Genomic DNA, 23958 nt, shown 5'->3' on the forward strand with positions numbered 1-23958 from the left:
TCGGGCTACGTAGCCTGTAGCCGAAAACCAAGTCACCCCCCGATCGACCTAGATGTTAATGGAAGGCAAATGTGACTGAGAGCGGCGGTTCGGCCACACAGGCTGGTATATTCTACCAGAACACAATCGCCGCACTCGCGCTGGCCGATCTTCTTGATCTCGGCCAACTGAGCGCTCGCGAACGCCTCCTCGAAGTGCGCGTCGAAGCCACCGAGCATGTCGATGACATCGTGCTGCGCTTCGCCGATGGCCATCAGGACTTTCAGTCGGTCAAGCTCAGCTTGCGCCTCCGGAATGGCGCTTGGACCGCCCTGTGGCAGAGCCTCCATGCACAGCTACAGTCCGGCTTTGGGCCTGTCGACCAGCTGACCATCGTGGTTGCCGAGCGCAATGCCGCAAGTGATGCAGTAGCTCAGCTCTGCGAGCGCGCCGCAACGGCCGTCGATCATGCCGCATTCGTCGGCCGTCTGGCCGACGCGCAAAGTCGTGTATTGACCAGCATCGAGAAGATCACGGGTGGGGCGCAGCGGGCTTTCGAACTGCTGCGCCGAACGCGCTTGCTCCATCTCGCCGAGGACGCCATTGAGAGCGAGCTCGGGCGCCGACGTCTGACCGGCGCATCGCCTTTGCTCCCCTCGTTGCTGCCGATCCTGCGCGATATCGTTGGCGGCGCTGCGCGGCGGCGCGGCCTCTTCCGCCCCGCGTCGCTTCGTCGTCACCTGAAACTCGAACACAACCTGCTCCTCGGCGAGCCGCCCGAATGGGGCCTACCCGCCTTTCGGGAGGCCATCAAGCAGATGGCGCGGCTTACGATACCGGGAACCTCAGTTTCAGGTGCTGCCGAGGATATGTTTGTCTGGCCCCGCGCCCGGACCTTCGACACCTCAAAACGAACCGATTTCGAGAACGAGAATCTGGATCTGTCCGGAACCAGCGAAGAGGGCGGGATCGATCTTCGAACCTTCCCAACCGATCAGTTCGATCGTGTAGTCGTCGTAGCCGGCCCCGGCCATGGCAAGTCGGCACTTCTAACGGCGATTGCGGGTCGGCTTGCCGGCGGTCCGCTTGTGCCCATCGCCATCCCGCTGGCGTCGCTGGCAGCCGCCGATACCGGCGTCATCCAGTTCCTGCGCACCGCCATGAGCACTGAACTGGAAATCAGTGCCGACTGGGAGCGGCTGGCCGAACAGGGCCTGCTGGTCCTGCTCCTCGACGGTCTCGACGAAGTACCCGCAACGAGCCGACCACAGCTAATGCGGCGGATCACAAATTTCTCGGCGCGTTTTTCGCAATCGCCCTGGATTCTGACCGTTCGCGACGCCGCCGTGCTCGGTGGCCTGCCGCAATCGGCGATTGTCGAATTGCTTCCGCTCAGCGACGACGACATCGAGCGCTTCGCCGCGACGATGCGTGACCGGCTCGGCAGGTTGCAGCCCTGGGAGGTGGTACGCAGGCTGAAGCTCTACCCCGATCTCGATCGACTAGCACGCATTCCGCTTTTTCTGATGATGCTGCTCGTGACTGCGGACCTCAACGATCCCAGGCCGTTGACTCGCTCCGACCTGATCGAGAGCTATCTGGCGACCTTATTTTCGCCGGAGCGTTCAAAGGCGACCGGCGCGTCCGACGATCGCGGCGTTGTCCTTCGCGCGATCGCCGAGACTCTCGCGTTCGAGCGGCTCGAGAAGCAGGAGATCGGCGCGACCGAGCGCGAAGTACGCGCGGTCATCAACCGCTTGGTGTCAGACGTAGCCGAAGCAGACGCGCTATACGAGCGGCTGCGTACCAACGGTATTCTCCGCCCGCAAAGCGCCATTCGCCTGCAATTCCCTTATCCGATTGTGCAGGAATATCTGGCGGCACGGCATCTCATCGACAAATATCTCGACAGCCTCCACCAGCGGATCGAAGATGCCGTCCAGCGGCCCTGGGCGCAGGTTATCCAGTTCGCACTCGAACTTGCACCCGATGCCGGGCCGGTGATCGAAGCCATGCTTCTTCGTGAAGACGATGCCTTCGCCACCGGCCTGCGTCTCGTTGGCCGCTGCATCGCCAACGGCGCAATCGTAAGCGACACGCTCCGCTTCGACGTCGCCGAGCGTCTCGCCGAATTCTGGGTCCAAGCTCCATCTGACGCTCGCGAACGCGTGGGCAGAGTTCTTGCTGATGGATTCTGGCACGTCGCGTCACCGAAGTTGGAAGCAGCACTTCACCGACACCGGCTTCTCGATCAAGGTGCCGGCGATATCCTGAGCAAGCGTATTGATCGCAAACTGACGCTAAGCGTATTGCAGATGCTCATCGCGAACGCGAGCAAAAGCATGGGTATTCAGCACAGATTCAAATACGCATTGCGTGCATCTGGTGACGATGCACTTCAGTTAATTATCAATGCTATGAATCCTGTCACTGCGAATGCCGACGTCATCAGAGATATATCTGGACTATTATGGAATTTTGATACCGCCTCTATCTCGCCTGCGCTCGCGCTGAAAGTTGCCCGCGATGAGCGTTTGCCGTGGCAAGCGCGCTTTCGTGCTTATCTTCTGGCCGGTGCGCCGCTTGAGGACGCCGGCGTAGAACTAGCGATTAAGGGGCTTGAGCAGGCGGACTGGGACCGCAATTACGCGGCAGCCGATCTCATCGGCGTCCATGCCAACCCGCCGGCGTTTTTCGAATGGCTGCTTCGCTCGTCGACCATTCCACTCGACCGTCGGGTCGATCTTGCCGCCTGCATCGGGCGCCACATCGAAGATGACAGTGAGCGTAGAACGCTTGCTCGAACTTTAGTCAAGGATAGCTCAATCGACAATGAGGTTTGTATTGCGCTGCGGCTGATGGAAGCGCGGTACGGCGACGCCGAGCAGTTCCGCTCCTTGGTCGAGAGCATCCCGACATTGCCGGTGCGGCATGCCGCGACGACGATCGCGCTGTTCGGCCATCACCCCGACCGGGCCCTAGCTGAACATGCGGCGGCGCTGACGCGTGTGCGCGCCCAGAGCGCGGCCGATATCGTGTTGCTCGCAAACTCTGTGAGGACGGGGATGCGCAATGTGTTCGAAATGGACTGGGGCTTTGGTGGCGTCGTTCGGGCTGCGCCGCCGCACGCTGGCATCGCCCCGTGGATCGAATTACTCGAAGATTGGTCCGATCGGGTCGATCTCGCCGCTAAGGACAGAATGCGGGTCCGTACCGCTGCAGCCGGCCTTGGCTCCGAACCGATCGCCGCCGCGCTCGAACGCGACGTGCTGGCGATCGACGATTTTGACGCCGAAGTCTGGACGACGGATGACGAATATGGTCACGTGATCAGCAGTGCGCTTCACCAACTTGAGCGGCGGCTTCCCGCACTGCCCGACGAGTTGATCGAGCGCCTGCTCCGCTCGAAGCGCTACAACATAGCCATGTACGCCGTCCGGGTGCTTGGCGATAGAGGCGACGAATTAGCGCTCCGGCAGCTCATCAAACTGCATCGCCTCAAGCCCAAATGGAGCTTGGGCGATCAGGCCGCCAACAAGATCGAACAGCTGGGGGCCCGCCTCCAGATAGTCGTGCGCAAAGACGGACTGAGCTACCGAATCGGCTGAGATCTCTCGGGCGGTCAGCCGGATGGGCGACGCGCGAAGCACATGCGCGTCGCTATTGTTCGCGCCATTGGCTAGGCCTCATCGAGCACACCAACGCCCATTCATCCTTCCGACGTGCCTTGCTGCGGGTGCGGATATCGCCCGAAGAATTGTTCCGTTCCCCTACCTGGTTTCAGGTTCTTGCGGGCGTCCAGAGGACCATAGTTTTCGCGCAGGTGGAGCCGGTCGTGTATGCTCATTTCCTTATGCTGCAGATAGCTGAACGAATGTCCGCTTCCCACAGCCTACACACTGGAATCGGCCAGTCAGCTTGCTGCCCATTGTTAGCCGTTCGTGCCGACGAGGTGAAGCTTAGGAGCGGACCCTCCTAAGGCCGGCTCAGGGTCAGTTCCAGCGCCCAACATTCATCGGCGATATGTCCGCTTCTCCCTTGAAGTACTTAATAGCGGACAGTCTGCCACCGGCCCCGGAGCGGTCTGTCAGCAAAGCGCCCCCGAAGCTGACAACGGTTCCGCTACCGAAACCGGACATTCGAGCCCATCTTTGGTGATTTGGGTTGCGCCCTAGGGCTTAATCATACGCCCTAGGAAAGGGCAGTTCCACTTTGCCCACATTTTATTGAAACGCAGGCACCTCGGAGGTTGACAAGATTGCGATTAATCCGGTGACATCGCCGCTCAGGAACAGCCAGCTGCTGAAGAGCTGGTTAGTTATATTGGTGGCTATCGGCGCGGCAAGCGCCAGCCCGCTGCGGATCAGCATAGCCATGCCCCTCAAGCCACAGCTTTCGCCAACGACTTCCGAGCGCTTGCCTAACGACGCCCCGCACGCCTCCCCCTCTTACATCATCTCGTGGACAAGCATTCAGCTTCATCAATGCATCATCCCTGATTGTAGCGAATGGTGAAGCCTCGGCCGTGAGCCGCGTGCGACAGCTACCGATAGCGATCGAGGCCGGTGGCAAAACGTGGCCAACCGCGGTATATGCGTGCTGCCGCGCGGTGGCAAATATCCGGCGCGTTTCCGGCAATAACGTCTTGAAGTTGAAAATATTCTTGATGGAGCAGGGATGTTTGACATTGGCCCAAACGAGAAGGTGTTTCCTGTCGTCAAGATCAGTAAGGTCGTCGATGCCCTGAAGGACGAAGGCATTTCGCTGCAGGCGGCGCTGGCAGGAATCGGCATCTGCGAAGAAGATCTAATTTCTCCTTTGACTAAGATATCGGCCAGCCAGATCATCCTATCATACAAAAATGCGCTGAAGTGCAGCAAGAACACAAGCTTTGCCTTCGATGTGGGTTCGAAATTTCACGTTTCGACCTTCGGGATCTATGGCCTCGCGTTGCTCAGCGGCATCAGCTTTCGACAGACCGTCGCCTTCGCCGTCCAGTATCATCAGTTGACCGCGCCTTTGGTGGCGGTGGCGTTCGAGGAGCAGCCGCCAGCGGCTGCCTGGCTCATGACGGTATTTCCGTTCAAGCAGATCGACGCTGAGTTGAATGGGTTCATCATCGACCTCCAGATCGGCGCACATCTGTGCCTGCACCGCGACCTGATGGGTGCGGACTTTCATCCGACGCAGGTCCAGCTTGCGTCCCCAAGGCCACCCTGGGCCGCACGACACGCCGAAAAATTCGGGTGCGAGGTGCTGTACGAGCAGCCGCAGAACAAGCTGGTGTTCCCGGCCGACTGGCTCGACAAGCGGCCGTCGCTCGGTAATTCGGTCACCTACGCGCAGGTCACCGAAATCTGCGATCAATTGCTGACGGAGTTGAAGCAGAATACCGGCATCGCCGGCAGGGTGCGGCAAGCCCTGCTCGCCAACCTCGAATCCCCTCCTTCCTTCGATGCCCTGGCTGGCCAACTCGGCCTCAGCACGCGGACCCTGCGCCGACGGCTGCAGCAGGAGAACACCTCGTATCGTGAGCTTGTGGACGACCTGCGCGCGCAGATCGCTGTCAGATATCTGCGCGACACCCAACTGACCGTCGAAAATATTGCATTTCTGCTGGGCTTCAGTGACCCAGCTGCGTTCCGCTATGCGTTCAAGCGTTGGATGAAGACAACACCCAACGAGTTCAGAGGCTCAGTCCGGGCTTAATTCTGTGGCGTCACCGAAGCGTTTTCCATCCAGACACCTGCCCGAGGTTTGAGCATTTAAGGTCTTACGCCGGCGATCTATGCGTGGACGCCGTCGGGCGTTGGAAAGGCTTCCGGTGAGCGTGGCCATCGCGGACGCGATGCCGCGCTACAGTCATTTGGCCGCTTGTCACCCCTGTTTGGCCGACGCTCGCCTTATCCATTCACGCCATTTCGCCGACGTTGCCGCAGCCGGATGCCCGTGGCTGTGCCGCCGAGTCCACTTCCGGCTGCGCCGGGGGGGTCACAGTCGCCATGTGGTGGTGGAATGTTCGTCATATTGGCGGAGCCGCATTGGCCATGCTGGCGATGCGCGCAGTGGTGACGATTCAGGGGCCCTGGGTGGTCGGCGTTCTCACCAACGCCATGTGGGCCGGCAGTGAGGAGCCACGCGTCAACCAGCTGACCCTCCATCCTCTCGTCAACGACACCATGGCAGGCGGCTGGTTCTTCTCGTCGCGCCCGGTGATGAGCGCGGACGGGTCGTTACACGGCAGCGACCGCTGGACGATTCCGATCGGCGGCGGCATCGGCCGCGTCTTCAAATGCGGCGACCAACCGATCACCCCCCGCGGCCAGCTCTTCACCAACGTGGTGAGACGTGCCGGTGCAGCGAGCTGGATCCTCCAGATGCCGGTGCAACTGCGGTTCCCGACGACCTGCCCCTCTTCCACTGCCCCCTCATCTTAGACAGGACACCACCGTGGACACATTCGTGCATCCCGCGACGGCGCCTACCAAGGCCTTGGATATTGACGCGGCCTTTCGCGAATTCCTCGCCGGCATCGGGCTCACCCCGGACCAGACCGGCGGCACGATCAGCTTCGCGGGCGCCGACCCGATCTTTGACAGTCCGCATCGCATCGGAGCCTGCATGGCGATCCCGATGATGGGCGCGGCCGCCGGTGCCGCCGCGGTCTGGGCGATGCGGACCGGACGCGGGCAGGACCTGTCCATCGACCTGCGCAAGGCGATCCACGGCGTCAACCCGATGTACCGGTTCAAGCCGACAGTGAACGGCTATTCCTATCAAGTGCCCTACGCGGCCGGCAATCCGCTGGCCTTCGATCTGTATCTCACCAAGGACAGTCGGTGGGTGCTGCCCACGGGCGCCTATCCGCACATGACCAACGAGTGGCTGTCGCTGCTGCGCTGCTCACACGAGCGCGCCAGCGTCGCCAACGCGATCCTCAAATGGGACGCCCAGGATCTCGATGACGCGGCGGCCGAACGCAACATGATCTTCGCCATGTGCCGGTCCGAGGAGGAGTGGCGGCGGCATCCGCAGGGGGAACTGCTGGCCTCGAAGCCGCTGATCGAGATCGAGAAGATCGCCGACAGCGCGCCCGAGCCGTTCACTCTGGCCGCCCGCCCGCTGTCCGGGCTGCGGGTGTTGTCGGCCACGCATGTGATCGCCGGCAACGTAGTGTCGCGGACCCTGGCCGAACAGGGCGCCGATGTGTTGCAGATCGCTCGTCCGCAGGAATTCGAGCATGAGTTGCTGGCCATCGATCCTGTCGCCGGCCATCGCTCCGCCTGGCTTGATCTCAAATCGCCCGACGGCAACAAGCGCGGCCATGCGCTCGCGGCGGGAGCCGACGTGTTCGTCGACAGCTATCGCGGTCGGTGCCTGAGCAATCTGGGCTTCTCTCCGCAGGAACTGGCCGCGCGCCGTCCCGGCATCATCTACTGCTCGGTCCGCTGCTATGGCTATGACGGGCCGTGGGCCAATCGCGGCGGCTTCGACATGGAGGCGCTGTGCGTCAGCGGCTTCACGTTCCGAGAGGGAACGCCGGACCGCCCCCGGCTCCCGCCGACCATCGTGATGAATGATTACATTGCCGGCTACATGGGCGCTGCGGGCGTCACGGCGGCGCTGATCCGGCGCGCCCGCGAGGGCGGGTCCTATCACGTCAAGATCTGCCTCACCCGCAACGCCATGTGGTATCCGACCCTCGGCCTGCTCAGCCGCGACGCGCGCGCGGCGACCGGCCAGCAGAACCAGGTGCTGCCGCCCGACACGGTGACGGCCCCGACGCCCTACGGCGAACTGCATCGCCTGGCGCCGGCGGTGACGTTCTCCGAAACGCCCGGCTATTGGCCCGATCCGATCGTCGTGGTGCGCGGCTCGAGCAAGCCGGAATGGCGCTCGGAGGCGACGTGATGCGGCAATCCCGGCGCAGCGGGACCCGTGACCCGCACTTCCACCGGTCGCGCATGTCGCCTGGCGCAGCGCATCCCCTTTCGAACACGCGAGAAAAGCGGATCATGGCCTGCAAACTGCTTCGCTTTGCCTGCGTGGCGGCCGCCCTTGTGGCCGCCGATGCGGCGCGCGCCAATGAAGGTCTGGTTCAGCTCGGCAATGTCGGCGCCGAGCCCGCAACGACGCGCGATGCCCCACCGGTGGCAAAGCGCACAGCCGGCGGCAAGGCCAAACGCAAGATCGAAGCCGCCCCCACCGCGAGCGAGGCTGCGCCCGCCGCGCCATGGGGGCCGGTGCCGACCGACAAGATCTCGCTGGCCAATCTGGCGCCGGGCCTTCTCGTCTATTTCAACAACGGGCCGGTGTTCGGTCTGCCGGGCACGGTGACCGGCAATATCGGGCAGCGCACCCAGCTCCTCGGGGATTGGGGCGGCACCCGCACGGAACTCGCCCGACACGGCTTCTTCTTCGACCTCTATTCGACCAGCTACTATCAGAATGTCACCTCGGGCGGCCTCAAGACCGGCGGGGCCTTCGTGCAGAACACCCAGGTCTCGGTCAACATCGACACCGGCCGTGCCGGCTGGTGGTCCGGTGGCTTGATTCACGTCACGGCGCAGTCGCGCCTCGGCGACACACCGGCGTCGACCTTCACCGCCGGCACGGTCGTTCCGCAATACACCGGCCTCGTGCTGCCTGATCCGATGGAGTCCAACAGCTTCCTGCTCTCCGAGTATTTCCTGGTGCAGGCGCTCAGCAAGCAGGCCAGCGTCGTGTTGGGCAAGATCAGCGATGTCTTCATTCCGGACCAGACCGCGTTCGGCGACGCCTTCAAATATTATTTTGCCAATTTCAATTTGAACAAGAACCCCATCACCACGAATTTCTACAACCCGACCGCGCTCGGCGCGCTCGGAGTCTGGGCATTCAGCCCGAAATTCGTGATCGCCGGTGGCGTACTCGATCCCTATACGAAAGCGACAAGTTTCGCCGAACCCAACTACTTCGAAAAGGTCAACATCTATCTGACCGCGATCATGTCCTATGACATTGGCGGTCTGCCCGGCCAGTTCTCGCCCGCCTACAACTGGTCCAACAAGCCGAAGATCGACCTGGAGGCGCCGTTCGGCCGCCTGAGTTCGCCGGCCGCGGCGAAGCAGGCGATCGGCAGCCTGCTCGGCCTTGCCTCCTTCGAGGGACTGCCAGCCAATTTCAAGGACGACAGCTGGTTCGTGCTCGCCAATGCCTCGCAATATCTGTTCGTAAAGGACGATGCCGAGACGGTCGCCCGCAAATTGAAGACTGGAGAACCGATCCGCGGGATCGGGGCGTTTGGCCGGGTCGGCTATGCCCCCGAAGCAACGAACCCGATCACCCAGGATTTCAGCGTTGCGCTGTTCGCGTACGGTCTGCTCGATCAGCGCGAATATGACAGCTTCGGATTCGGCGTTTACTATAATGAGATCAGTGAAAAGTTGAAAAGTAGCATCGCGGCGATCTCACGGGGGCAAGCCGCCGCCCATGATGAGAGCGGCATGGAGGTGTTCTACAATTTTGCCATCACACCCGCCGTGCGTCTGATCCCGAGCTATCAGCATATCTGGCATCCGCTTGCGGCCGAAGTCGTCGAACGACAGGACAGTGCTGACATCTTTCAGCTCCGCCTCACGACTACATGGTGATCTTTAGAGCCGTTACGAGCGAGCATGGGTCCAGCGCTGCTCTCTGCCCGGTCCTCGCAATGCGGGGGGGCGCAGTTCGGGCCTTCCGCCTCGACTTTCATCGGCGACATGTCCGCTCTTCGTTCGAAGTCCGCAATAGCGGACAGTCCGCTCCCGGCCCCAAAGCGGCCGATCGTCGTCGTCGCCGCGACCTTCTGCTTCTCGCGCAGCAGAGACTAGGGTGACCAAGCTGCGTCTCGTGCAAATTGTCCCGGCGGACAGCCGAGCCGCTTGCGAAACGCCGTGCTGAAGGCACTGGCCGATTCATAGCCGATGTCAGCCGCGATCCGATCCAGTGTCTTAGCCCCGCGTGCCAGGGCCGTCTTGGCAATCGCCATGCGCCATCGCGCCAGGTACTCGATCGGCGCGCACCCCATCAGCGCGCTGAACCGTGCCGAAAAGCTGGAGCGGGACATCCCCGCGATACCGGCCAGACGCGTGACGGTCCAGTTCGCACGCACATCGCCATGCATGGCCTCGAGCGCACGTGCGATGGCAGGATCGCCCAAACCGCGGAGCAGGCCCTCGGACATGGCCGCCGCGCCGTTTTTGTGCCAGCGGAGCGTCTCGACCAGCAGGGCCTCCAGCAGCCGTTCGATGATCAAGTCCCGTCCCGGATAATCGGTGGCGCATTCTTCGGACAGAAGATCGATGAAGCGACCAAAGCGTGTCGCCCTGCCTTCGGACGCCGGGATGTGAATGAGATCCGGCAGCAGCTTGAGCAGCAGGGAGGCATTCACTCTGTCGAATGTGAAGCTGCCACCCAGCGCGGCGAAGTCGGCGTCACCCTCCTGCTCGCCGTGGCGGACAGCTTCATTCCTTGGTTCGACGGGCACGCAGGCGGCCCCGGGCTGGCTGCTCAGGGCAAACGCGGGCGTCGTGGGAAGGAGAATGAAGTCGCCTTTGGCAATCTGGATGGGCGTTTTGCCTTCAAAGGCCAGCCATGCCTCTCCCGCCAACACGAGGGTGAATCCCGGAGCATCATGGGCCTCGTACCGTACCCCCCATTGGCCGCGCCCGGAAATCGGCTTCGAGACGGCGGCCTTGGGTCGGAGCAGGCTGATGGTGTCACTCAAGGGATCCATTCTCGGACGATCCATAAGCATTTTTGGATCTTTAATTATGTATCGTCGCGTCGGTCTCGTCCATCTTCCTTTCATCGAATGTAAGGAGACAGACCGTGAGCAAGACGATCCTCATCACCGGCACCTCGTCGGGCTATGGCAAGGCGACGGCGGAGCACTTCCTGCGGAGTGGGTGGAATGTCATCGCGTCAATGCGGCGCCCGGAGCCGGATATTTTCGCGGCCCCGACCGAGCGCCTGCGTGTGATGCCGCTGGACGTCACCTGTGAGCAGAGCATCGCTGCCCTGATCGAGGCAGCTGGCCCGATCGACGTTCTGGTCAACAATGCGGGGGTTGGCGGTGTCGGCGCCTTTGAAGCGATGCCGATGTCACTCATTCGCCAACTCGTCGAGACGAATGCGATCGGTGTCATGGCGATGTGCCAGGCGATCATCCCGCAGATGCGGCAGCGCCGGTCAGGCATGATCGTCAACGTGACGTCGAGCGTGACGCTTGGCGAATTTCCCCTCGCTGCTGCCTATACGGCGTCCAAGCAGGCGGTCGAAGGCTTCAGCGCGTCTCTGGCGCATGAGCTTGACTATTTCGGCATTGGCGTGAAGCTCGTCGAGCCGGGCTATGCCCCGACAACGCGGTTTGGTGCGAACGCCATCATCCCGGTTCAGGACCTGCTGCCGGGCGAGTATGCCGCGTTCGCCCGGCCGATCCTCGCAACCTTCGCAACGCCGGCGCTGACGACGCGCGAAAGCGATGTCGCGGAGGCGATTTGGGCCGCCGTCCACGACAAGACGGGACAACTCAGATTCCCCGCAGGCGCGGATGCCATGGCGCTTGCCGAAACCCGCTGACAGATCGCTTCATGGATTTTGATGGGCGCTCTGGAAGAGCGTTCTAAAGCGATGGTGACAGAGTTTGATCTGCGGTGGCCGGAGCATGACCGCTCCTGGCGCCCTTCGTCGATAGATTGCCTACGCCGCCGCGTCCCAATCCGGCGCGAACGGCGGGCGCACGAAGCGCTGGTCCTTCGGGAGCGCGGCGATGGCGGCGCGGTCCTCGTCGTCGATGCGGACAGAGAGCGCATCGAGATTGGCCCTCTGGCTCTCGGGACGGGCGGCTTTGGGGATCACCGCGACGCCCGGCTGGTCCAGCAGCCAGGCGACGGCCATCTGCGCGGCGCTGCAGCCGTGCTTAGCGCCGAGCGCGGCCAGCGTCGGGTCGTGCGCTGCCCGCCCCTGCGCCAGTGGCGCATATGCGGTCAGGGGAATGCCCTTCTGCCGGAGGTAGGCCAGCATCGGCGCCTGCGACAGGAAGGGGTGATATTCCAGCTGCACGCTCGCGATCGGCGCGCGGATCTCTTCCAGGGCACGGTGAAGCATCGGCAGGTTGAAGTTGCACACGCCGATCGCCCGCGTCAGGCCACGCTCGCGCAGCGACATCAGCGCGTCCAGCGTCGCGGCCATGTCCATGTCCCGCGAGGGCCAGTGGATCATGTAGAGGTCCACATGATCGAGACCGAGCTTCCGCAGGCTGGCGTCGAAGGCGCGGTGGAGCGCATCCGGCGCAAGCTGGTCGTGCCAGACCTTTGTGGTGACGAACAGTTCGTCCCGGGCAAGGCCTGACGTCGCGATGGCGGCGCCGACGGCGACCTCGTTCTCATACATTGTCGCCGTATCGATGTGCCGGTAGCCGAGCGCGAGCGCGCTCTCGACGATGGGCTGGGCATCGGCGCCCGGCATGCGGAACGTGCCGAAGCCGAGACGTGGGATCGCGACGCCCTGAGTAGTGGTGGTTTCCATGGTCGTCTCCTTATCTGGCATGTGGAAGCGGCGGCTCATGCGGCAGCCTTGCCGCGACTGGCCTTCACCAGTTCGGCAATGACGCTCTCGATGGCGATGGCCCCCTTCCGCGCTGCACGGCCCTGATCGGCAAAGTCGATCCAGCCTTCGTTGAAGCCGTCGATCATGCGGATGCGCGGCTGCGGGTTGCGGGTGCCCTGCGCGCGGAAGATGCCCTCCCATGTCTCCCGCGGCACGATCTCAACCGACACCGGATGCCCCAGCGCGGCGGCAAAAGCGCGGGCAATGTCGTTCGGGGAGACGCGGGCGGGTCCCTCCAGTTCGACGATCCGCGTTCCGCTCCAGTCCTCGCGCAGCAGCGCGGCGGCGGTGTGACCGACATCCTGCGTCGCGATCATGGCGAAGGGCTTGTCGGCGGGCTGCAGGAAGCTGCGCAGCATGCCTTCATCGCGCGCGGCGGGAATGTCCCATTGCGCATTCTCCATGAACCAGCCGGGCCGCAGGAAGGTGACCGCAAGGCCAAGCGCGCCCAGCGCCTCCTCCATCAGTGTGCGCTGGGTCAGCAGGTTCTCATGGGGCGCGTCGGCGCCGATGGTCGACAGGCAGACGATCCTCGCCGGGCGAGCCTCGCTGAGCGCTTCCGTCACGGCGTCGATGACGTGGCGGGCTTCGGGAAACCCAGGCTCCGGGTCGAATTCCGACGGGGGCAGGATGAAGACACCATCGGCGTCCCTGAAGGCGGCGGCAAGGCTTGCCGCATCGTCCATGTCGGCGATGGCGATGTCGCAGCCTCTGGCGCGCCACTCGGTCACCTTGGCAGCGTCGCGCAGCACAGCCCGCACGGGCATTTTCTCAGCGAGCAGGCTGCGCGCCAGTGCGCCGCCGACCTTCCCGGTGATTCCGGTGATGGCATACATGGTGGTTCTCCTATGGGTGTGGGGGACGCGCGGCTCAGGCCAGCCCGGCATAGAGTTCGCGCTCGAACGCGCCGTAGAGCGCGACCGCACGCGGGGCGTGGAAGGGCAGGGCCGGCGTGAAGAGCGCGCCGGTGACGGGACGGATCGGGTCGAGCCTGAAAAAAAAGTCGGCGCCATTCCGCCAATGCGTTCCGTGATGGAGATGGTGTACGCCGCGCCAAGGCATGATTCACGCGCATTGGTGTCAGTGCTATAGTGATTCAAATTCACTGTTGGATCGAGGTGGAGTGCGTCGGCATGGTGTTCGACACGCGACTTTTGACCGGCGTGGGCGTCATGGCCGCCGTCACCGACGCGGGCAATTTTGCGCGTGCCGGCGAGATGCTCGGCCTCACGCCTTCGGGGGTGAGCCGGGCCGTCGCGCGGCTGGAGGTGCGGGTCGGGGTGCGATTGTTCGACCGCAATCCGCGCGAGGTCAGCCTGACCGAAGAGGGGCGGCGTTTCCATGCGCAGGTGATGCCGTTGCTCGCCGGCCTCGACGAGGCCGCGTCCGAGGCTGCCGGCGCGGCGGCGGCGGTACGCGGGCGGCTGCGCGTGTCGGTGGACCCGTGGTTTGCGCGAATGGTGCTTGCTCCAAAGTTGCAGCAGTTCCTGCAACGCCATCCGTTGCTGTCGGTGGATGTCTCCACCAGCAACTATCGCGAGGAGATGATGGCGGGCTTCGACGTGGCGGTGCGCTTCGGTCCGCCGGATGTGTCATCCCTCATCGGCCGAAAGCTGCTGGACACACGCGTTGTGACGGTAGCCGCACCCGCCTATCTGGAGCGGCACGGGGAACCACACTCGCCGCATGACCTTGTCCATCACGAGGCGCTGCTGTTCCGCAATCCGCAGACCGGCCTGCCGTTTCCCTGGGAGTTTCACCGCAACGGCGAGCTGGTCGAGGTCAAGGTCCCGAGCCGCCTTGTGCTGGACGATCCCTCGGTCGCAATCTCCGCCTGCGTGACTGGCCAGGGGATCTTCCAGAGCCTCGCCGTGGGTCTTGGGCCTCTTCTGTCAGGGGGCGACCTCGTCCAGGTCCTGCCGGAGTGGTCGGAGGAGCTTTATCCGCTCTACGCCTACCACCCCTCGCGTCACCTGCCGCCGGCAAAGGTTCGCGCCTTTCTGGACTTCGTGCGGGAGACCGCGCCGGACACAGGGGCCGCGTGAACCCAGAGGGAAGCGAATGTCAGGTTCCGGCACGCTTCGAATGTCTGAAGTTGGCGCAGAGGGGAGGTGATCGGTGGTGAAGGCGCCATATCGGTCAAGCGGCTCTCATCGTGTATTGCACCGCGGCAAACACCACACGGCCAGGCGGGCCAGCGTGTTCCCCTTAGACGTGGCGCCTTGAGAGTCCAAAAGCTGCGATTTCGGCGCCTTGAGGCTCCAATTCTCGAATTGCTACGGCTTCGATGTTAGGCGTTTCAAGGTGCATATTATGGCAACTACGGAATCTTGAAACGCCATGGCCGCCCGTAACCTCTTACTTGCCGCACCGCCTTATGAGGTCGAGCTAGCGCTCAAGACCCTTGGTGCGAATATCCGTACTGCGCGGCTGCGGCGCAATCTCTCGATTGCCCAGGTCGCGGCCAAGATCGGCGTCGAGCGCCATGTGATCGGCGATGCCGAACGCGGTAAGCCGTCCACGGGAATCGTGGTATATGCCGCGCTACTTTGGGCAATGGGGATGGCCGATCAACTGGGGCGTGTTGCTGATCCGCTCCGCGACGAGGAGGGCCTGACACTGGCGAAGGTGAAGGGCCGTGCCAAGGCTGGTGGCCGGAAGGTGCTCGACAATGATTTCTAGGTCGACAGGTGCTGATGAATGCTTTGTCTATGTCGCCCCGGGGTGAAACTGATGGGATCACCGTCCGGTGCGATGTCCGCGAGCGCGGAAAATTCTAGCTCCGGACGATCCGGTTTGCTGGGCTCACATCAGCTGCGACAGGCCATAAGTTACGCGCCGGATCCTGCCGCCCATCCGGCGGACAAGGGCAGATCCAACCACCAGAACGAACTCACCGTTGGATAAATCCTGGGGCAACTCAGTCCCTGGTTTTGGGTGTGGATCATGGCATCGGAGACCTGCGCCGGATGACCCCTTCCAGCTTTGTCGCCTGCGCGACGGTATTCGAGATCGTGCCGAACTTGCGAACGTTGGTGTGCAGCAGATCGAGGCGGTGATCGTCCTCGTCTGTGTCGACGATGATCTCATAGTCGATGGAGATCATCTTCGGCGGGCTGTCCTGCCGGACGCCGTGGAGTTTCACCTCGACGCCGAGAAAGTCGAACTTCAGCATCGGCGCCACCCGCTCGATCCCCTTGATCATGCAGGCGGCGACGGCGGCCAGCAGCAGTTCGGCCGGATTGAACGCATCCGGCCGCCCGGCGAGATCGGTATCGAGAATGATCTCCGCATCCTTGGTGGTCGCGACGGCGCCGTGTGCATCCATGCGCCGGGCCTCGACATCGTATGTGAGCATCACGCCGCTAGCCATTTGGCCACATCCGCGGACTTCGGCAGGCCGCCCGCATGGACAACCTTGCCGTCGATGACGATGCCGGGGGTAGACATAACCCCATAGCCGGCGATGGCGGCATAGTCGGTGACTTTCTCGACCTGAACCTTCAGGCCGAGCCGCGCCGCTTCCGCCTTGACCATGTCCTCAGTGGCCTGGCAGCGCTTGCAGCCCGGCCCAAGCACTTTGACGTCCTTCATGATCCAGGTCCTTGGGTTCAGGTGAATAGTGCGTTGAAGATGAAGCCGACCGCCAGGATTCCTGTGGCGACGACGCCGACGAAGACCATGATCAGCTTGAGGCTCAACACCTTCCGCAGAATGATCATCTCCGGCAGCGACAGGGCGATCACGCTCATCATGAAGGCGAGGACGGTGCCGAGGGCGGCCCCCTTGGCGAGAAGGGCCTCGACCACGGGGATGATGCCCGCCGCATTGGAATACATGGGAATGCCGATGATCACGGCCGCGGGCACCGACCACCACGCATCGCGTCCCATGATGGAGGCAAGGAGTTCCGCCGGCGCATAGCCATGGATGAGGGCGCCCATGGCGATGCCGGCGATGATCCAGATCCACACCTTGCCGACGATATCGCGCACCGCCTCCAGTCCCGCCTTGATGCGGTCGACCAGCGCCATGTCATCCACCGGCAGTTCAAGGGTTTCCGTCCGCACGTTGCGCACCCACTCTTCCAGCCAGCCTTCCAGGTGCAGACGCCCGATGGTCCAGCCGGCAATGATGGCGATGGCCAGTCCCAAGCCCAGATAGGTGAGCGCCACCTTCCAGCCGAGCAGGGCGAACAGCAGCCCCAGCGCCACCTCATTGACCATCGGCGCGGCGATCAGGAAGGAAAAGGTCACCCCAAGCGGTACGCCCGCCGAAACGAAGCCGACAAAAAGCGGCACCGCCGAACAGGAGCAGAATGGCGTCAGGACACCGAGGCCGGCGGCGGCGATATTGCCCAGACCCTCGCGCTTGCCGGCGAGCAGGGCACGGGTTCGCTCCGCCGAGAAGAAACTGCGCACGACACCCATGGCGAACACCACCAGCGTCAGCAGCATCAGCACTTTGGGCGTATCGTAGATGAAGAATTGCGCGGCCTCGGCCAGATGGCTTCCCGTAGCAATGGGAAGCCAGGACACCACCCATTCGGAAAAGGCGGCGAGTTGGCCGTAGACGGCGAACCAGAGCGCCACCGCAGCGACTGTCGAGATCCCCCATCGAAGCGGTGACGGCGTTTGCGGGTGCTTGTGATCGGCCAGTGATATTCCGTCCGTCATGCCGCTTTCCTGTTTGCCGAAGCGTTTACATTGTTCAGGACGGCGTCAATGACGGCCGCCATCTCTTTGGGAAGGTCGGGGTTACGCCGGTATCGCACCCATTGAGCGTCGCGACGATCAGTGACGATGCCTGCCTGCTTCAGCGCATTCATGTGGCGGGACATGCGCGACTGCGTGGACCCGAGCAGGCGCATCAGCTCGCAGACGCAGTGTTCTCGGCCATCCCACAGAATTTGAACTGCCGCCAACCGGGTGGGCTCGGCAAGGGCCGACAGGAAATGAACCATCGGGTGCATCATTGATCCATAACTCAATGCGCATATGCGTGAAGGCGCATTCAGACGGAGACGCTCTGCGAATTTGGCCGCGAGGGCGTTGCGATGGATCAAATGGAGGTCGAGATTATGCCCCCGTTGCAAATCGCAATGATCTCGCCCTGCCCAATGTCCGTCCAGGCTTCGGGCGTGAGTGGCACGCTGGCGACGAGGATGATGTCCTGGGCCGCTGCTTTGATCGATACACCCGCGGTTTGGAAGTCGGCTTCGCCCCCACGGCATCGCCGCTGAAGGAAGACCAGACCGGGCGGTTCGACCTTTCCCGGCTGAAGGTGCTTCCTGCGGTCCCCGTGGGCGAACAGTATGTCGCCACCCGAATACAGGAAGTTGGCCGGGCCGAGCCGCCGAAGCTCAGCCGCGAATGCCGAAATGGCGGGAAGTCGGAGCGCCAGCGGCGGAACGACGCCGGGTTGTCGCCAGACGTCTCGCAGCCGTTGGAGAAGCTCACAAAATGCGTGTTCGGAATCCGTTTCCCCGATCGGCGTGAACCCGTCTGGCCGGAGGGGAAGCCTTTCTCGTATTTCGGGCAACCAACCAGTATGGGCGAAGGTATGCATCCTCCCCGCCAGTTCGCGGGCGAAGGGCTGCGCGTTCCGATAGACGCGTTCACCCATCGTCGCCTTGCGGATATGCGACATGCCGATCGAGCTTCGGATGTCGTGCTGGGTGATGAACCGCAGCCAATCACTTTCGCCAACAGGTTCTGCGCCCTTGGTCAGGCGCACATCTCCGCCTTCGTAATATGCAACTCCCTATCCATCACGAATTGACGTAGGCGGTGCTACGCGCGTCTCTCGGCCATGCAGAACGCCGTCACCCGGCGCGAGGTGGAGGAAACCGAGATCGAGCTGAAGGGGCTTCAGACCCGCCGCGTCAATCTGGAGCGGGTGCAGCGCGAGCCCGAGGCGCTGCGCGCGCCCGTTTCCGACGTCATCGCCACCGCTGATGCGGTGGCCGGGCAGATGGCGGACGCGAACACGGTGGTGTTCCGCATCGTCGATCCCGACCGGCTGTGGGTGGAGGCTCTGAGCTTCTCGCCCGACACCGGGCGTGGAGGAGCCGAAGGCCGCCTTTCCGACGGCCGCGCGGTGCAGCCCGCGCAGATAACCGACACCCTGGAGCGCCTCTCCAACGGGCGTGTCGTGTCGAATCTCGTCGACGGCACGCGACGCTTTGAGCTGGTCATCCGAATGCCCGATGCCAAGCGCACCGCCGAGGGTCTCGCCGCTCTCCTGATCGAGACGCCCTCCGGCTGGGTGCCACTCTCCGATGTGGCGGAGGTGAAGGAGACGGACGGGCCGAACCAGATCCTGCGTGAGGGCGGCCGCCGCCGCATTGTCGTGCTCGCGAACACTTCAGGCGGGCGCGACATGGCGGCGATCGTCGCCGACATGCGTCAGGTCATTGCGGCGGCCGCCCTGCCACCGGGCGTCTCCATCAGCCTCGAAGGCACGTTCGCGGCGCAGGAGGACGCCATGCGCACCATTGGCGGGCTGTCGGCGGTGTCGCTTCTGCTGGTCTTCGCCATCCTCTACAGCCGATACCGTTCGGGGCTGTTCGCCTGCGTCATCATGGGCAGCGTGCCGCTGGCCCTCATCGGCGCGGTGGTGGCTCTTCGCCCCGCAGGATCAGGATCGTGCCCGCCCCGATGGCGGAGAGCTGGCTATCGGCAGCACCGCCCAGGTGGACTTTCTCCTCACCCCTGGCGCCCATTGGATGCATGCCCACATCTTGAGCGAGCAGCAATTGCTCGCCGCTCCCCTCGTCACTCGCGAGGCCGATGCGGGCGATGTTCAGGACGTGGTGATGATGCTGCACGATTTCTCCTTCCGTAGCCCCGAGGAGATCCTCGCCGGGCTTGGCGGCGCGAATGCACATGACGGCCATGGCAATGCGGGCGTGACCTCGCAAATGAAGGGCATGCCGGGAATGGCGATGCCGGGCATTGACCATTCGGGACATGGCATGGGCACAGTGGGTGCCATGGGCGGCGCCATGCAAGGTGCCGGCATGATGGTCCATGCCAATGATGTCGCCTACGATGCCTTCCTCGCCAATCGACGCACCCTCACAGATCCGGACGTGGTGCAGGTGGAGAAAGGCGGCCGGGTGCGGCTGCGTATCATCAACGGCGGCACGGCTACCGCCTCCTTCATCACCGTGCCGGGCCTGAAACCGCGGTGCATCGCCGTGGACGACACGCCCTGCGCGCCGTTGGAGGCGGACGCTTTCCCCCTGGCCCAGGGCCAGCGCATGGACCTCCTGGTGGATGTCCCCGGGAGAGGACGGTGCCTTTCCGGTTCTGGCGCAGGTGGAGGCCTCAACCCGGCGGACCGGCCTTGTGCTGGCGACCGCAGGACGTTCCATCGCCCGCCTCACCGAGGCGGCGGATCAGCCGCAGGGCTTCCTGGACCTCACCTTCGAGGGGCGACTTTCCGCGCGGCATCCGCTCGCCGTACGCACACCCGACAGGGCTTTTGCCATCGTGCTGGGCTAGGGGCAGGGCTGCCGATGGACCATCAATGGCCGCGTTCACGGAGAGGACGTGCCTTTCAGCGTGAAGCAGGGCGAGCGGGTGGAGAAGACCTTCATGAACCCCACCGGCATGAGCCACCCCATGCACCTTCACGGCCATCACTTCCAGGTGGTGGGCGTCGGCGGCCGCCGCGTCATCGGGGCATTGCGCGACACGGTGATGGTGCCGCCGCACATGCCTGTGACGATCGCATTCGATGCAGGTCCGAAGGGGGAGTGGTTCCTGCACTGCCATCACCTCTATCATATGGCGACTGGGATGATGGCGGTGGTGAAGGTGGTTTGATGTCGGTGGCAGTGACTGAAAGCCTTCGTCCTGGTTACACGCCAATCGAAGCAAGGCCGGCAGCCATCAGTTCGATCAGTGGTGTCTATCGTCGTCTTCTTCTTGGGACATTGGTTGTATGCGTTCGAGGCTTGCGGGATCGTACTTTGCCTTGAGGTGATCTCCGCCCGCCTTCGTCGCTTTCACCTTGTAACAGCCGTCGTCGGAGCGGATCGAGAGCACGGTCCAGCCTTCGGTTTCCAGCTTCTTCTGGAGGACTTGGCGTGGTTGCCAATCGGTCAGGGGGACATTGCAGACCTGATCCGCTGCCGCCGGCACGATGCCGAGGCAAGGGGAAAGGAACAGGATCGCCGCCACGCATTTGAATTTCACAATCCCTCTTCCTCTCCCGCTCAGGCAGTCCGCGAACCAACTCAAGCATGCCGAACTGACGCCCACCTGAACGTCGTCATCAATTATCGCCTCCATTCGTCGATCCGGCGCGCTAAATTCGCATGACACATTCCGAGGCGACATATGCGCATCCTGTTGGTTGAAGACGATCCGGTCCTTGGCATGGCCGTTCGGGATCAAATTGTCGCCGACGGGCATTCCGTCGACTGGGTGAAGCGACTCGACGAGGCCACGGAGGCGATGCGTGCCGCCGCCTTTGAACTCGTCCTGCTCGACTTGATGCTGCCGGATGGGCGCGGCCTCGACTTCCTGAAAGGGCAGCGAGCGACCGGCAATGCAACACCGGTGATCGTCCTTACGGCGCGAGATCAGATCACCGACCGCATTGCGGCTCTCGATACCGGGGCTGACGACTATCTGGTGAAACCCTTCGATCTCTTCGAACTCTCTGCCCGCATTCGCGCCGTGGGCCGGCGCTATTGCGGCAATCCCAATCCGCTCGTCGTCATCGGCGGGCTCGAGATTGATCTTGCCGCCCGCTCCGTTCGGCGCGGCGGCAAGATCGTCCCGCTGACCGCCCGTGAATGGTCTCTGTTCGAGGTTTTCGTACAGCGTCCCCATCAATTGATGTCGAAGCCGCAGCTTGAGGAGCGGCTCTATTCCTTTGATGCCGAGATCGAGAGCAATACCATTGAGGTCTATATCGCACGCCTGCGCAAGAAGCTGGGGGCGGATGTGTTCGAGACGGTGCGGGGTATGGGTTATCGTCTTGGTGCGCCAGGTGGCGGCCAGTGAGGAACTCTCGTCGATGGAGCCTGCGCCGGCGCCTCGCCTTGTGGCTGGCCGTCGGCGTCGCGGCCTTGTGGCTTGCCGCTGTCGCGGTGGCCGGGCTGGTGCTGCGCCACGCGATCGACGAACTGTTCGACAGTGCCCTGCAAGAGGTGGCGCAGCGCGTGCTGCCGCTCGCCTATGCCGAGCTGCTCTCGCGCGATGGGGGCGCAAGTACCACCCAGCACATGGCGCGGATCGGTCCCCACCGGGAATATATCACCTATGTGGTCCGCGATGCCGAGGGGCGTGAGCTGCTTCAGTCGAGTGATGCCGACCTGATGAAGATCCCACGCGGCCTCTCACCAGGCTTCCACACGACGGAGCGGTTGCGAACCTATACTGAGGCCGCCGTTCAGGGCACCGTGCTGGTGACTACGGCAGAGGAGCTCGCGCATCGTGGGGCGGCGCTCCGTCACGCTGTGGCGGCCCTGATCTGGCCGCTCGTTGCGCTGGTGCCGATCGCGCTCCTCGGGGTCTGGCTCTCGGTTCGGCTGTCGTTGAAGCCTGTGGTTGCCTTCCGCCGCGCGATCGAAGCGCGGGGGCGTGGCAATCTCGCGCCGGTTGCCGGGGAAGGGCTGCCGGACGAGATGGCGCCGGTCGCGGAGTCGGTCAACGCCTTGATCGAGCGATTGCGCGGAACACTCGAAGCCGAGCGCGGCTTCACCGCCAACAGCGCCCACGAATTGCGAACGCCGATTGCCGCGGCGCTGGCCCAGGCGCAGCGCCTCGTGGCCGAGCTACCGGAGGGCTCAGGCGTTGAGCGGGCTCGCTCCGTGGTGACCGCCTTGCGGCGTCTCGCGCGCCTCTCCGAAAAACTCCTCCAGCTCGCCAAGGCGGAAGGGGGAGGGCTTCTCGCGGAAACCCCAGCGCCGCTCGGTCCCGTGTTGCGACACGTGATCGGGGAGATCGAGCGGCAGTCCGATGGCGGCGACGCTCTCGTTGTCTTGATCCTACCGGATGGAGGCCCGCTCTCGGATCTCGACCCGGACGCCTTCGCGATCTTGGCGCGCAATCTGATCGAGAACGCGCTCAAGCACGGCACGCCTGATACCCCCGTCCGCGTATACCTTGGCGCGGACCGCTTCGAAGTCTCGAACCATGGCGCGGTCGTGCCGGCCGACTTGCTCCAGCGTCTGATCCGCCCGTTCGAGCGCGGTCCGACGCGGTCGGAGGGCTCCGGCCTTGGCCTTGCGATTGCGGCTGCCATTTGCCGTGGCGCCGGACTCTCGCTCCAGCTTGCGTCGCCAATCCCGGACGACATCGACGGCTTCCGTGCCACTGTACGTTTCACGGCGCCGCCACGAGCCTGACGGGAAGCTGAACGTAAATCCGCATCGGCTTCAGGTGGCCGTCAGGCGCGAACACGAGGATGCCCCGGTCAACACCAGCCGAGGGACATCCCATGAAGACGCGAACCCTGATCGGAGCAGGCCTCCTCCTCTCCACCGCAGGTATCGGCATTGCGCTGGCGGCGGCCGACTTCGACCTCTTGAACGGCCACCAACGGGACCGGCGCGACGGCATGGCGACCACCGATGCCCCGGGCAATTCGATCCGCATGGCCGAAGAGTCCCATGGCCGGGACCGGGGCGGCGAGCACCGCGGCCGCTCTCGCCATGACGATGACGATGAGGAAGACGACGATGACGGCGAGGGCGCTCGTCCCGGCCCAATCCCACAGAACGGCCCGTCTGATCCCAAGGCCTCGGTGCCCGACAACGGCCTGTTCAACGGCAAGACTCGTCCGAAGGTCGAGATTCAATGACGGACCGCCGTATCTGATCATCCCAAAATCAAGGAGCACCCGATGAAGTTCGTCCTGCCTGCCCTGGCCGCAACCGCTGCCTTTATCGCGCCGACATTTGCCGAGGCACGGCAAGTTACCTTCGAGACGGCACTCAAGACATACGGGGGCAATGGCGCTTATGTCGTCCTCTACGTTACAGACGCCGCCGGCAAGTATAAGGGCACGCTCTGGATGGCGGGCGGCATGGCGAAATACTATCGCCACCTGTCGGACTGGCAGCGCGCCTCCGGGGGGCGGCCGACCGAGATCGACGGCATCACCGGCGCCAGCATTGGTTCGGGCAAGACGTTGAAGATCAGCCTCGACATTGCTGATGCCATGATCAACGCGGGTTACCAGGTTCACGTCGACACTGCGGTCGAGGACGGCATGGACAATCCCTCGGAGGTGGTCGCTCCGCTCGACACCTCCGTCTCCGGCAAGGCGGCTCCCGGCAAAGGCTACGTCAAATCCTTCTCGGTCACCTTCTGACCCAATCGGAACGCC

Annotated in this window: 24 protein-coding genes and 3 pseudogenes; 16 read left to right on the forward strand and 11 right to left on the reverse strand. The window is 63.4% G+C overall.

The features are described 5' to 3' along the window. The first annotated feature begins 71 nt into the window (after positions 1-71). Complete coding sequence (locus tag AAG816_RS02305) at positions 72-3587, forward strand: NACHT domain-containing protein (RefSeq protein WP_341987785.1); 3516 nt, start codon at positions 72-74, stop codon at positions 3585-3587. Between the two features lie 615 nt (positions 3588-4202). On the opposite strand, the gene AAG816_RS02310 is transcribed toward AAG816_RS02305, so the two are convergent. After that, positions 4203-4355, reverse strand: coding sequence for a hypothetical protein (locus AAG816_RS02310; RefSeq protein WP_341987786.1), 153 nt, complete (start codon positions 4353-4355; stop codon positions 4203-4205). Positions 4356-4656: 301 nt separating this feature from the next. On the opposite strand from AAG816_RS02310, the gene AAG816_RS02315 reads away from it, so the two are divergent. From AAG816_RS02315 to AAG816_RS02330, 4 genes are all read left to right on the forward strand, one after another. Continuing rightward, positions 4657-5688: an AraC family transcriptional regulator gene (locus AAG816_RS02315; protein ID WP_341987787.1), complete on the forward strand. Its 1032-nt coding sequence runs from the start codon at positions 4657-4659 to the stop codon at positions 5686-5688. Positions 5689-6026: 338 nt separating this feature from the next. Beyond that, positions 6027-6416 (forward strand): hypothetical protein, encoded by a 390-nt coding sequence (locus tag AAG816_RS02320; protein ID WP_341987788.1) that lies wholly within the window; start codon positions 6027-6029, stop codon positions 6414-6416. A gap of 13 nt (positions 6417-6429) precedes the next feature. Further along, positions 6430-7890 (forward strand): CoA transferase, encoded by a 1461-nt coding sequence (locus AAG816_RS02325; protein WP_341987789.1) that lies wholly within the window; start codon positions 6430-6432, stop codon positions 7888-7890. After that, positions 7869-9611 (forward strand): carbohydrate porin, encoded by a 1743-nt coding sequence (locus tag AAG816_RS02330; protein ID WP_341987790.1) that lies wholly within the window; start codon positions 7869-7871, stop codon positions 9609-9611. Before AAG816_RS02325 ends, AAG816_RS02330 begins: the two co-directional genes overlap by 22 nt. Before the next feature lie 215 nt (positions 9612-9826). Here AAG816_RS02330 and AAG816_RS02335 read toward each other — a convergent pair whose 3' ends face one another. Next, on the reverse strand, positions 9827-10735 hold the full coding sequence (locus AAG816_RS02335; protein ID WP_341987792.1) for an AraC family transcriptional regulator: 909 nt from the start codon (positions 10733-10735) through the stop codon (positions 9827-9829). Between the two features lie 95 nt (positions 10736-10830). On the opposite strand from AAG816_RS02335, the gene AAG816_RS02340 reads away from it, so the two are divergent. Beyond that, positions 10831-11580: an SDR family oxidoreductase gene (locus AAG816_RS02340; RefSeq protein ID WP_341987794.1), complete on the forward strand. Its 750-nt coding sequence runs from the start codon at positions 10831-10833 to the stop codon at positions 11578-11580. A 120-nt stretch (positions 11581-11700) separates the two neighbouring features. On the opposite strand, the gene AAG816_RS02345 is transcribed toward AAG816_RS02340, so the two are convergent. Genes AAG816_RS02345 through AAG816_RS02355 form a run of 3 tightly spaced genes read right to left on the reverse strand, consistent with a single transcriptional unit; the run spans position 11701 to position 13671 of the window. Next, positions 11701-12528, reverse strand: a complete 828-nt coding sequence (locus tag AAG816_RS02345; protein WP_341987795.1) for an aldo/keto reductase — start codon at positions 12526-12528, stop codon at positions 11701-11703. 35 nt (positions 12529-12563) lie between these two features. Further along, entirely contained in the window at positions 12564-13445 is an 882-nt protein-coding gene (locus AAG816_RS02350) for an NAD(P)H-binding protein (RefSeq protein WP_341987796.1), read from the reverse strand. Positions 13446-13479: 34 nt separating this feature from the next. Next, positions 13480-13671 (reverse strand): hypothetical protein, encoded by a 192-nt coding sequence (locus tag AAG816_RS02355; RefSeq protein ID WP_341987797.1) that lies wholly within the window; start codon positions 13669-13671, stop codon positions 13480-13482. A 71-nt stretch (positions 13672-13742) separates the two neighbouring features. Between AAG816_RS02355 and AAG816_RS02360 the strand changes: the two genes are divergently transcribed. Both AAG816_RS02360 and AAG816_RS02365 read left to right on the forward strand, forming a co-directional pair. After that, complete coding sequence (locus AAG816_RS02360) at positions 13743-14654, forward strand: LysR family transcriptional regulator (RefSeq protein WP_341987798.1); 912 nt, start codon at positions 13743-13745, stop codon at positions 14652-14654. A 295-nt stretch (positions 14655-14949) separates the two neighbouring features. Then, positions 14950-15291 (forward strand): helix-turn-helix transcriptional regulator, encoded by a 342-nt coding sequence (locus tag AAG816_RS02365; RefSeq protein ID WP_341987800.1) that lies wholly within the window; start codon positions 14950-14952, stop codon positions 15289-15291. A 262-nt stretch (positions 15292-15553) separates the two neighbouring features. Here AAG816_RS02365 and AAG816_RS02370 read toward each other — a convergent pair whose 3' ends face one another. The 5 genes and pseudogenes from AAG816_RS02370 to AAG816_RS02390 form a co-directional block, all read right to left on the reverse strand. After that, positions 15554-15967, reverse strand: a complete 414-nt coding sequence (locus AAG816_RS02370; RefSeq protein WP_341987972.1) for an OsmC family protein — start codon at positions 15965-15967, stop codon at positions 15554-15556. Further along, a complete protein-coding gene (locus tag AAG816_RS02375; RefSeq protein WP_341987801.1) occupies positions 15967-16203 on the reverse strand; it encodes a thioredoxin family protein in 237 nt (78 codons plus the stop codon). Before AAG816_RS02375 ends, AAG816_RS02370 begins: the two co-directional genes overlap by 1 nt. 17 nt (positions 16204-16220) lie before the next feature. Continuing rightward, on the reverse strand, positions 16221-17285 hold the full coding sequence (locus tag AAG816_RS02380) for a permease (protein ID WP_341987802.1): 1065 nt from the start codon (positions 17283-17285) through the stop codon (positions 16221-16223). Further along, positions 17282-17572 (reverse strand): metalloregulator ArsR/SmtB family transcription factor, encoded by a 291-nt coding sequence (locus tag AAG816_RS02385; protein WP_341987804.1) that lies wholly within the window; start codon positions 17570-17572, stop codon positions 17282-17284. Before AAG816_RS02385 ends, AAG816_RS02380 begins: the two co-directional genes overlap by 4 nt. A gap of 98 nt (positions 17573-17670) precedes the next feature. Continuing rightward, positions 17671-18360: pseudogene (locus AAG816_RS02390) on the reverse strand (class II glutamine amidotransferase); the annotation flags it as partial. A 60-nt stretch (positions 18361-18420) separates the two neighbouring features. Between AAG816_RS02390 and AAG816_RS02395 the strand changes: the two are divergent. The 4 genes and pseudogenes from AAG816_RS02395 to AAG816_RS02410 form a co-directional block, all read left to right on the forward strand. Further along, positions 18421-18642: pseudogene (locus AAG816_RS02395) on the forward strand (HlyD family secretion protein); the annotation flags it as partial. Between the two features lie 66 nt (positions 18643-18708). Further along, positions 18709-19248, forward strand: a pseudogene (locus AAG816_RS02400) (efflux RND transporter permease subunit); the annotation flags it as partial. A gap of 641 nt (positions 19249-19889) precedes the next feature. Further along, positions 19890-20117 (forward strand): hypothetical protein, encoded by a 228-nt coding sequence (locus AAG816_RS02405; protein ID WP_341987805.1) that lies wholly within the window; start codon positions 19890-19892, stop codon positions 20115-20117. Between the two features lie 21 nt (positions 20118-20138). Further along, the gene (locus tag AAG816_RS02410; protein WP_341987975.1) at positions 20139-20441 is read left to right on the forward strand and encodes a multicopper oxidase domain-containing protein; all 303 of its coding nucleotides are present in this window, start codon (positions 20139-20141) and stop codon (positions 20439-20441) included. Between the two features lie 75 nt (positions 20442-20516). On the opposite strand, the gene AAG816_RS02415 is transcribed toward AAG816_RS02410, so the two are convergent. Next, positions 20517-20813: a PepSY domain-containing protein gene (locus AAG816_RS02415; RefSeq protein WP_341987806.1), complete on the reverse strand. Its 297-nt coding sequence runs from the start codon at positions 20811-20813 to the stop codon at positions 20517-20519. 144 nt (positions 20814-20957) lie between these two features. Here AAG816_RS02415 and AAG816_RS02420 point away from each other — a divergent pair, with 144 nt between their 5' ends. The 4 genes from AAG816_RS02420 (at position 20958) to AAG816_RS02435 (ending at position 23943) form a co-directional block, all read left to right on the forward strand. Further along, a complete protein-coding gene (locus tag AAG816_RS02420) occupies positions 20958-21629 on the forward strand; it encodes a response regulator transcription factor (protein ID WP_341987807.1) in 672 nt (223 codons plus the stop codon). A gap of 38 nt (positions 21630-21667) precedes the next feature. Beyond that, complete coding sequence (locus AAG816_RS02425; protein ID WP_341987808.1) at positions 21668-22975, forward strand: HAMP domain-containing sensor histidine kinase; 1308 nt, start codon at positions 21668-21670, stop codon at positions 22973-22975. Positions 22976-23067: 92 nt separating this feature from the next. Beyond that, on the forward strand, positions 23068-23430 hold the full coding sequence (locus AAG816_RS02430; RefSeq protein WP_341987810.1) for a hypothetical protein: 363 nt from the start codon (positions 23068-23070) through the stop codon (positions 23428-23430). 42 nt (positions 23431-23472) lie between these two features. Then, the gene (locus tag AAG816_RS02435) at positions 23473-23943 is read left to right on the forward strand and encodes a DUF2271 domain-containing protein (protein WP_341987811.1); all 471 of its coding nucleotides are present in this window, start codon (positions 23473-23475) and stop codon (positions 23941-23943) included. The last annotated feature ends 15 nt before the right edge of the window (positions 23944-23958 follow it).

The organism is Azorhizobium sp. AG788 (assembly GCF_943371865.1).
Classification (GTDB): Bacteria; Pseudomonadota; Alphaproteobacteria; order Rhizobiales; family Xanthobacteraceae; genus Azorhizobium.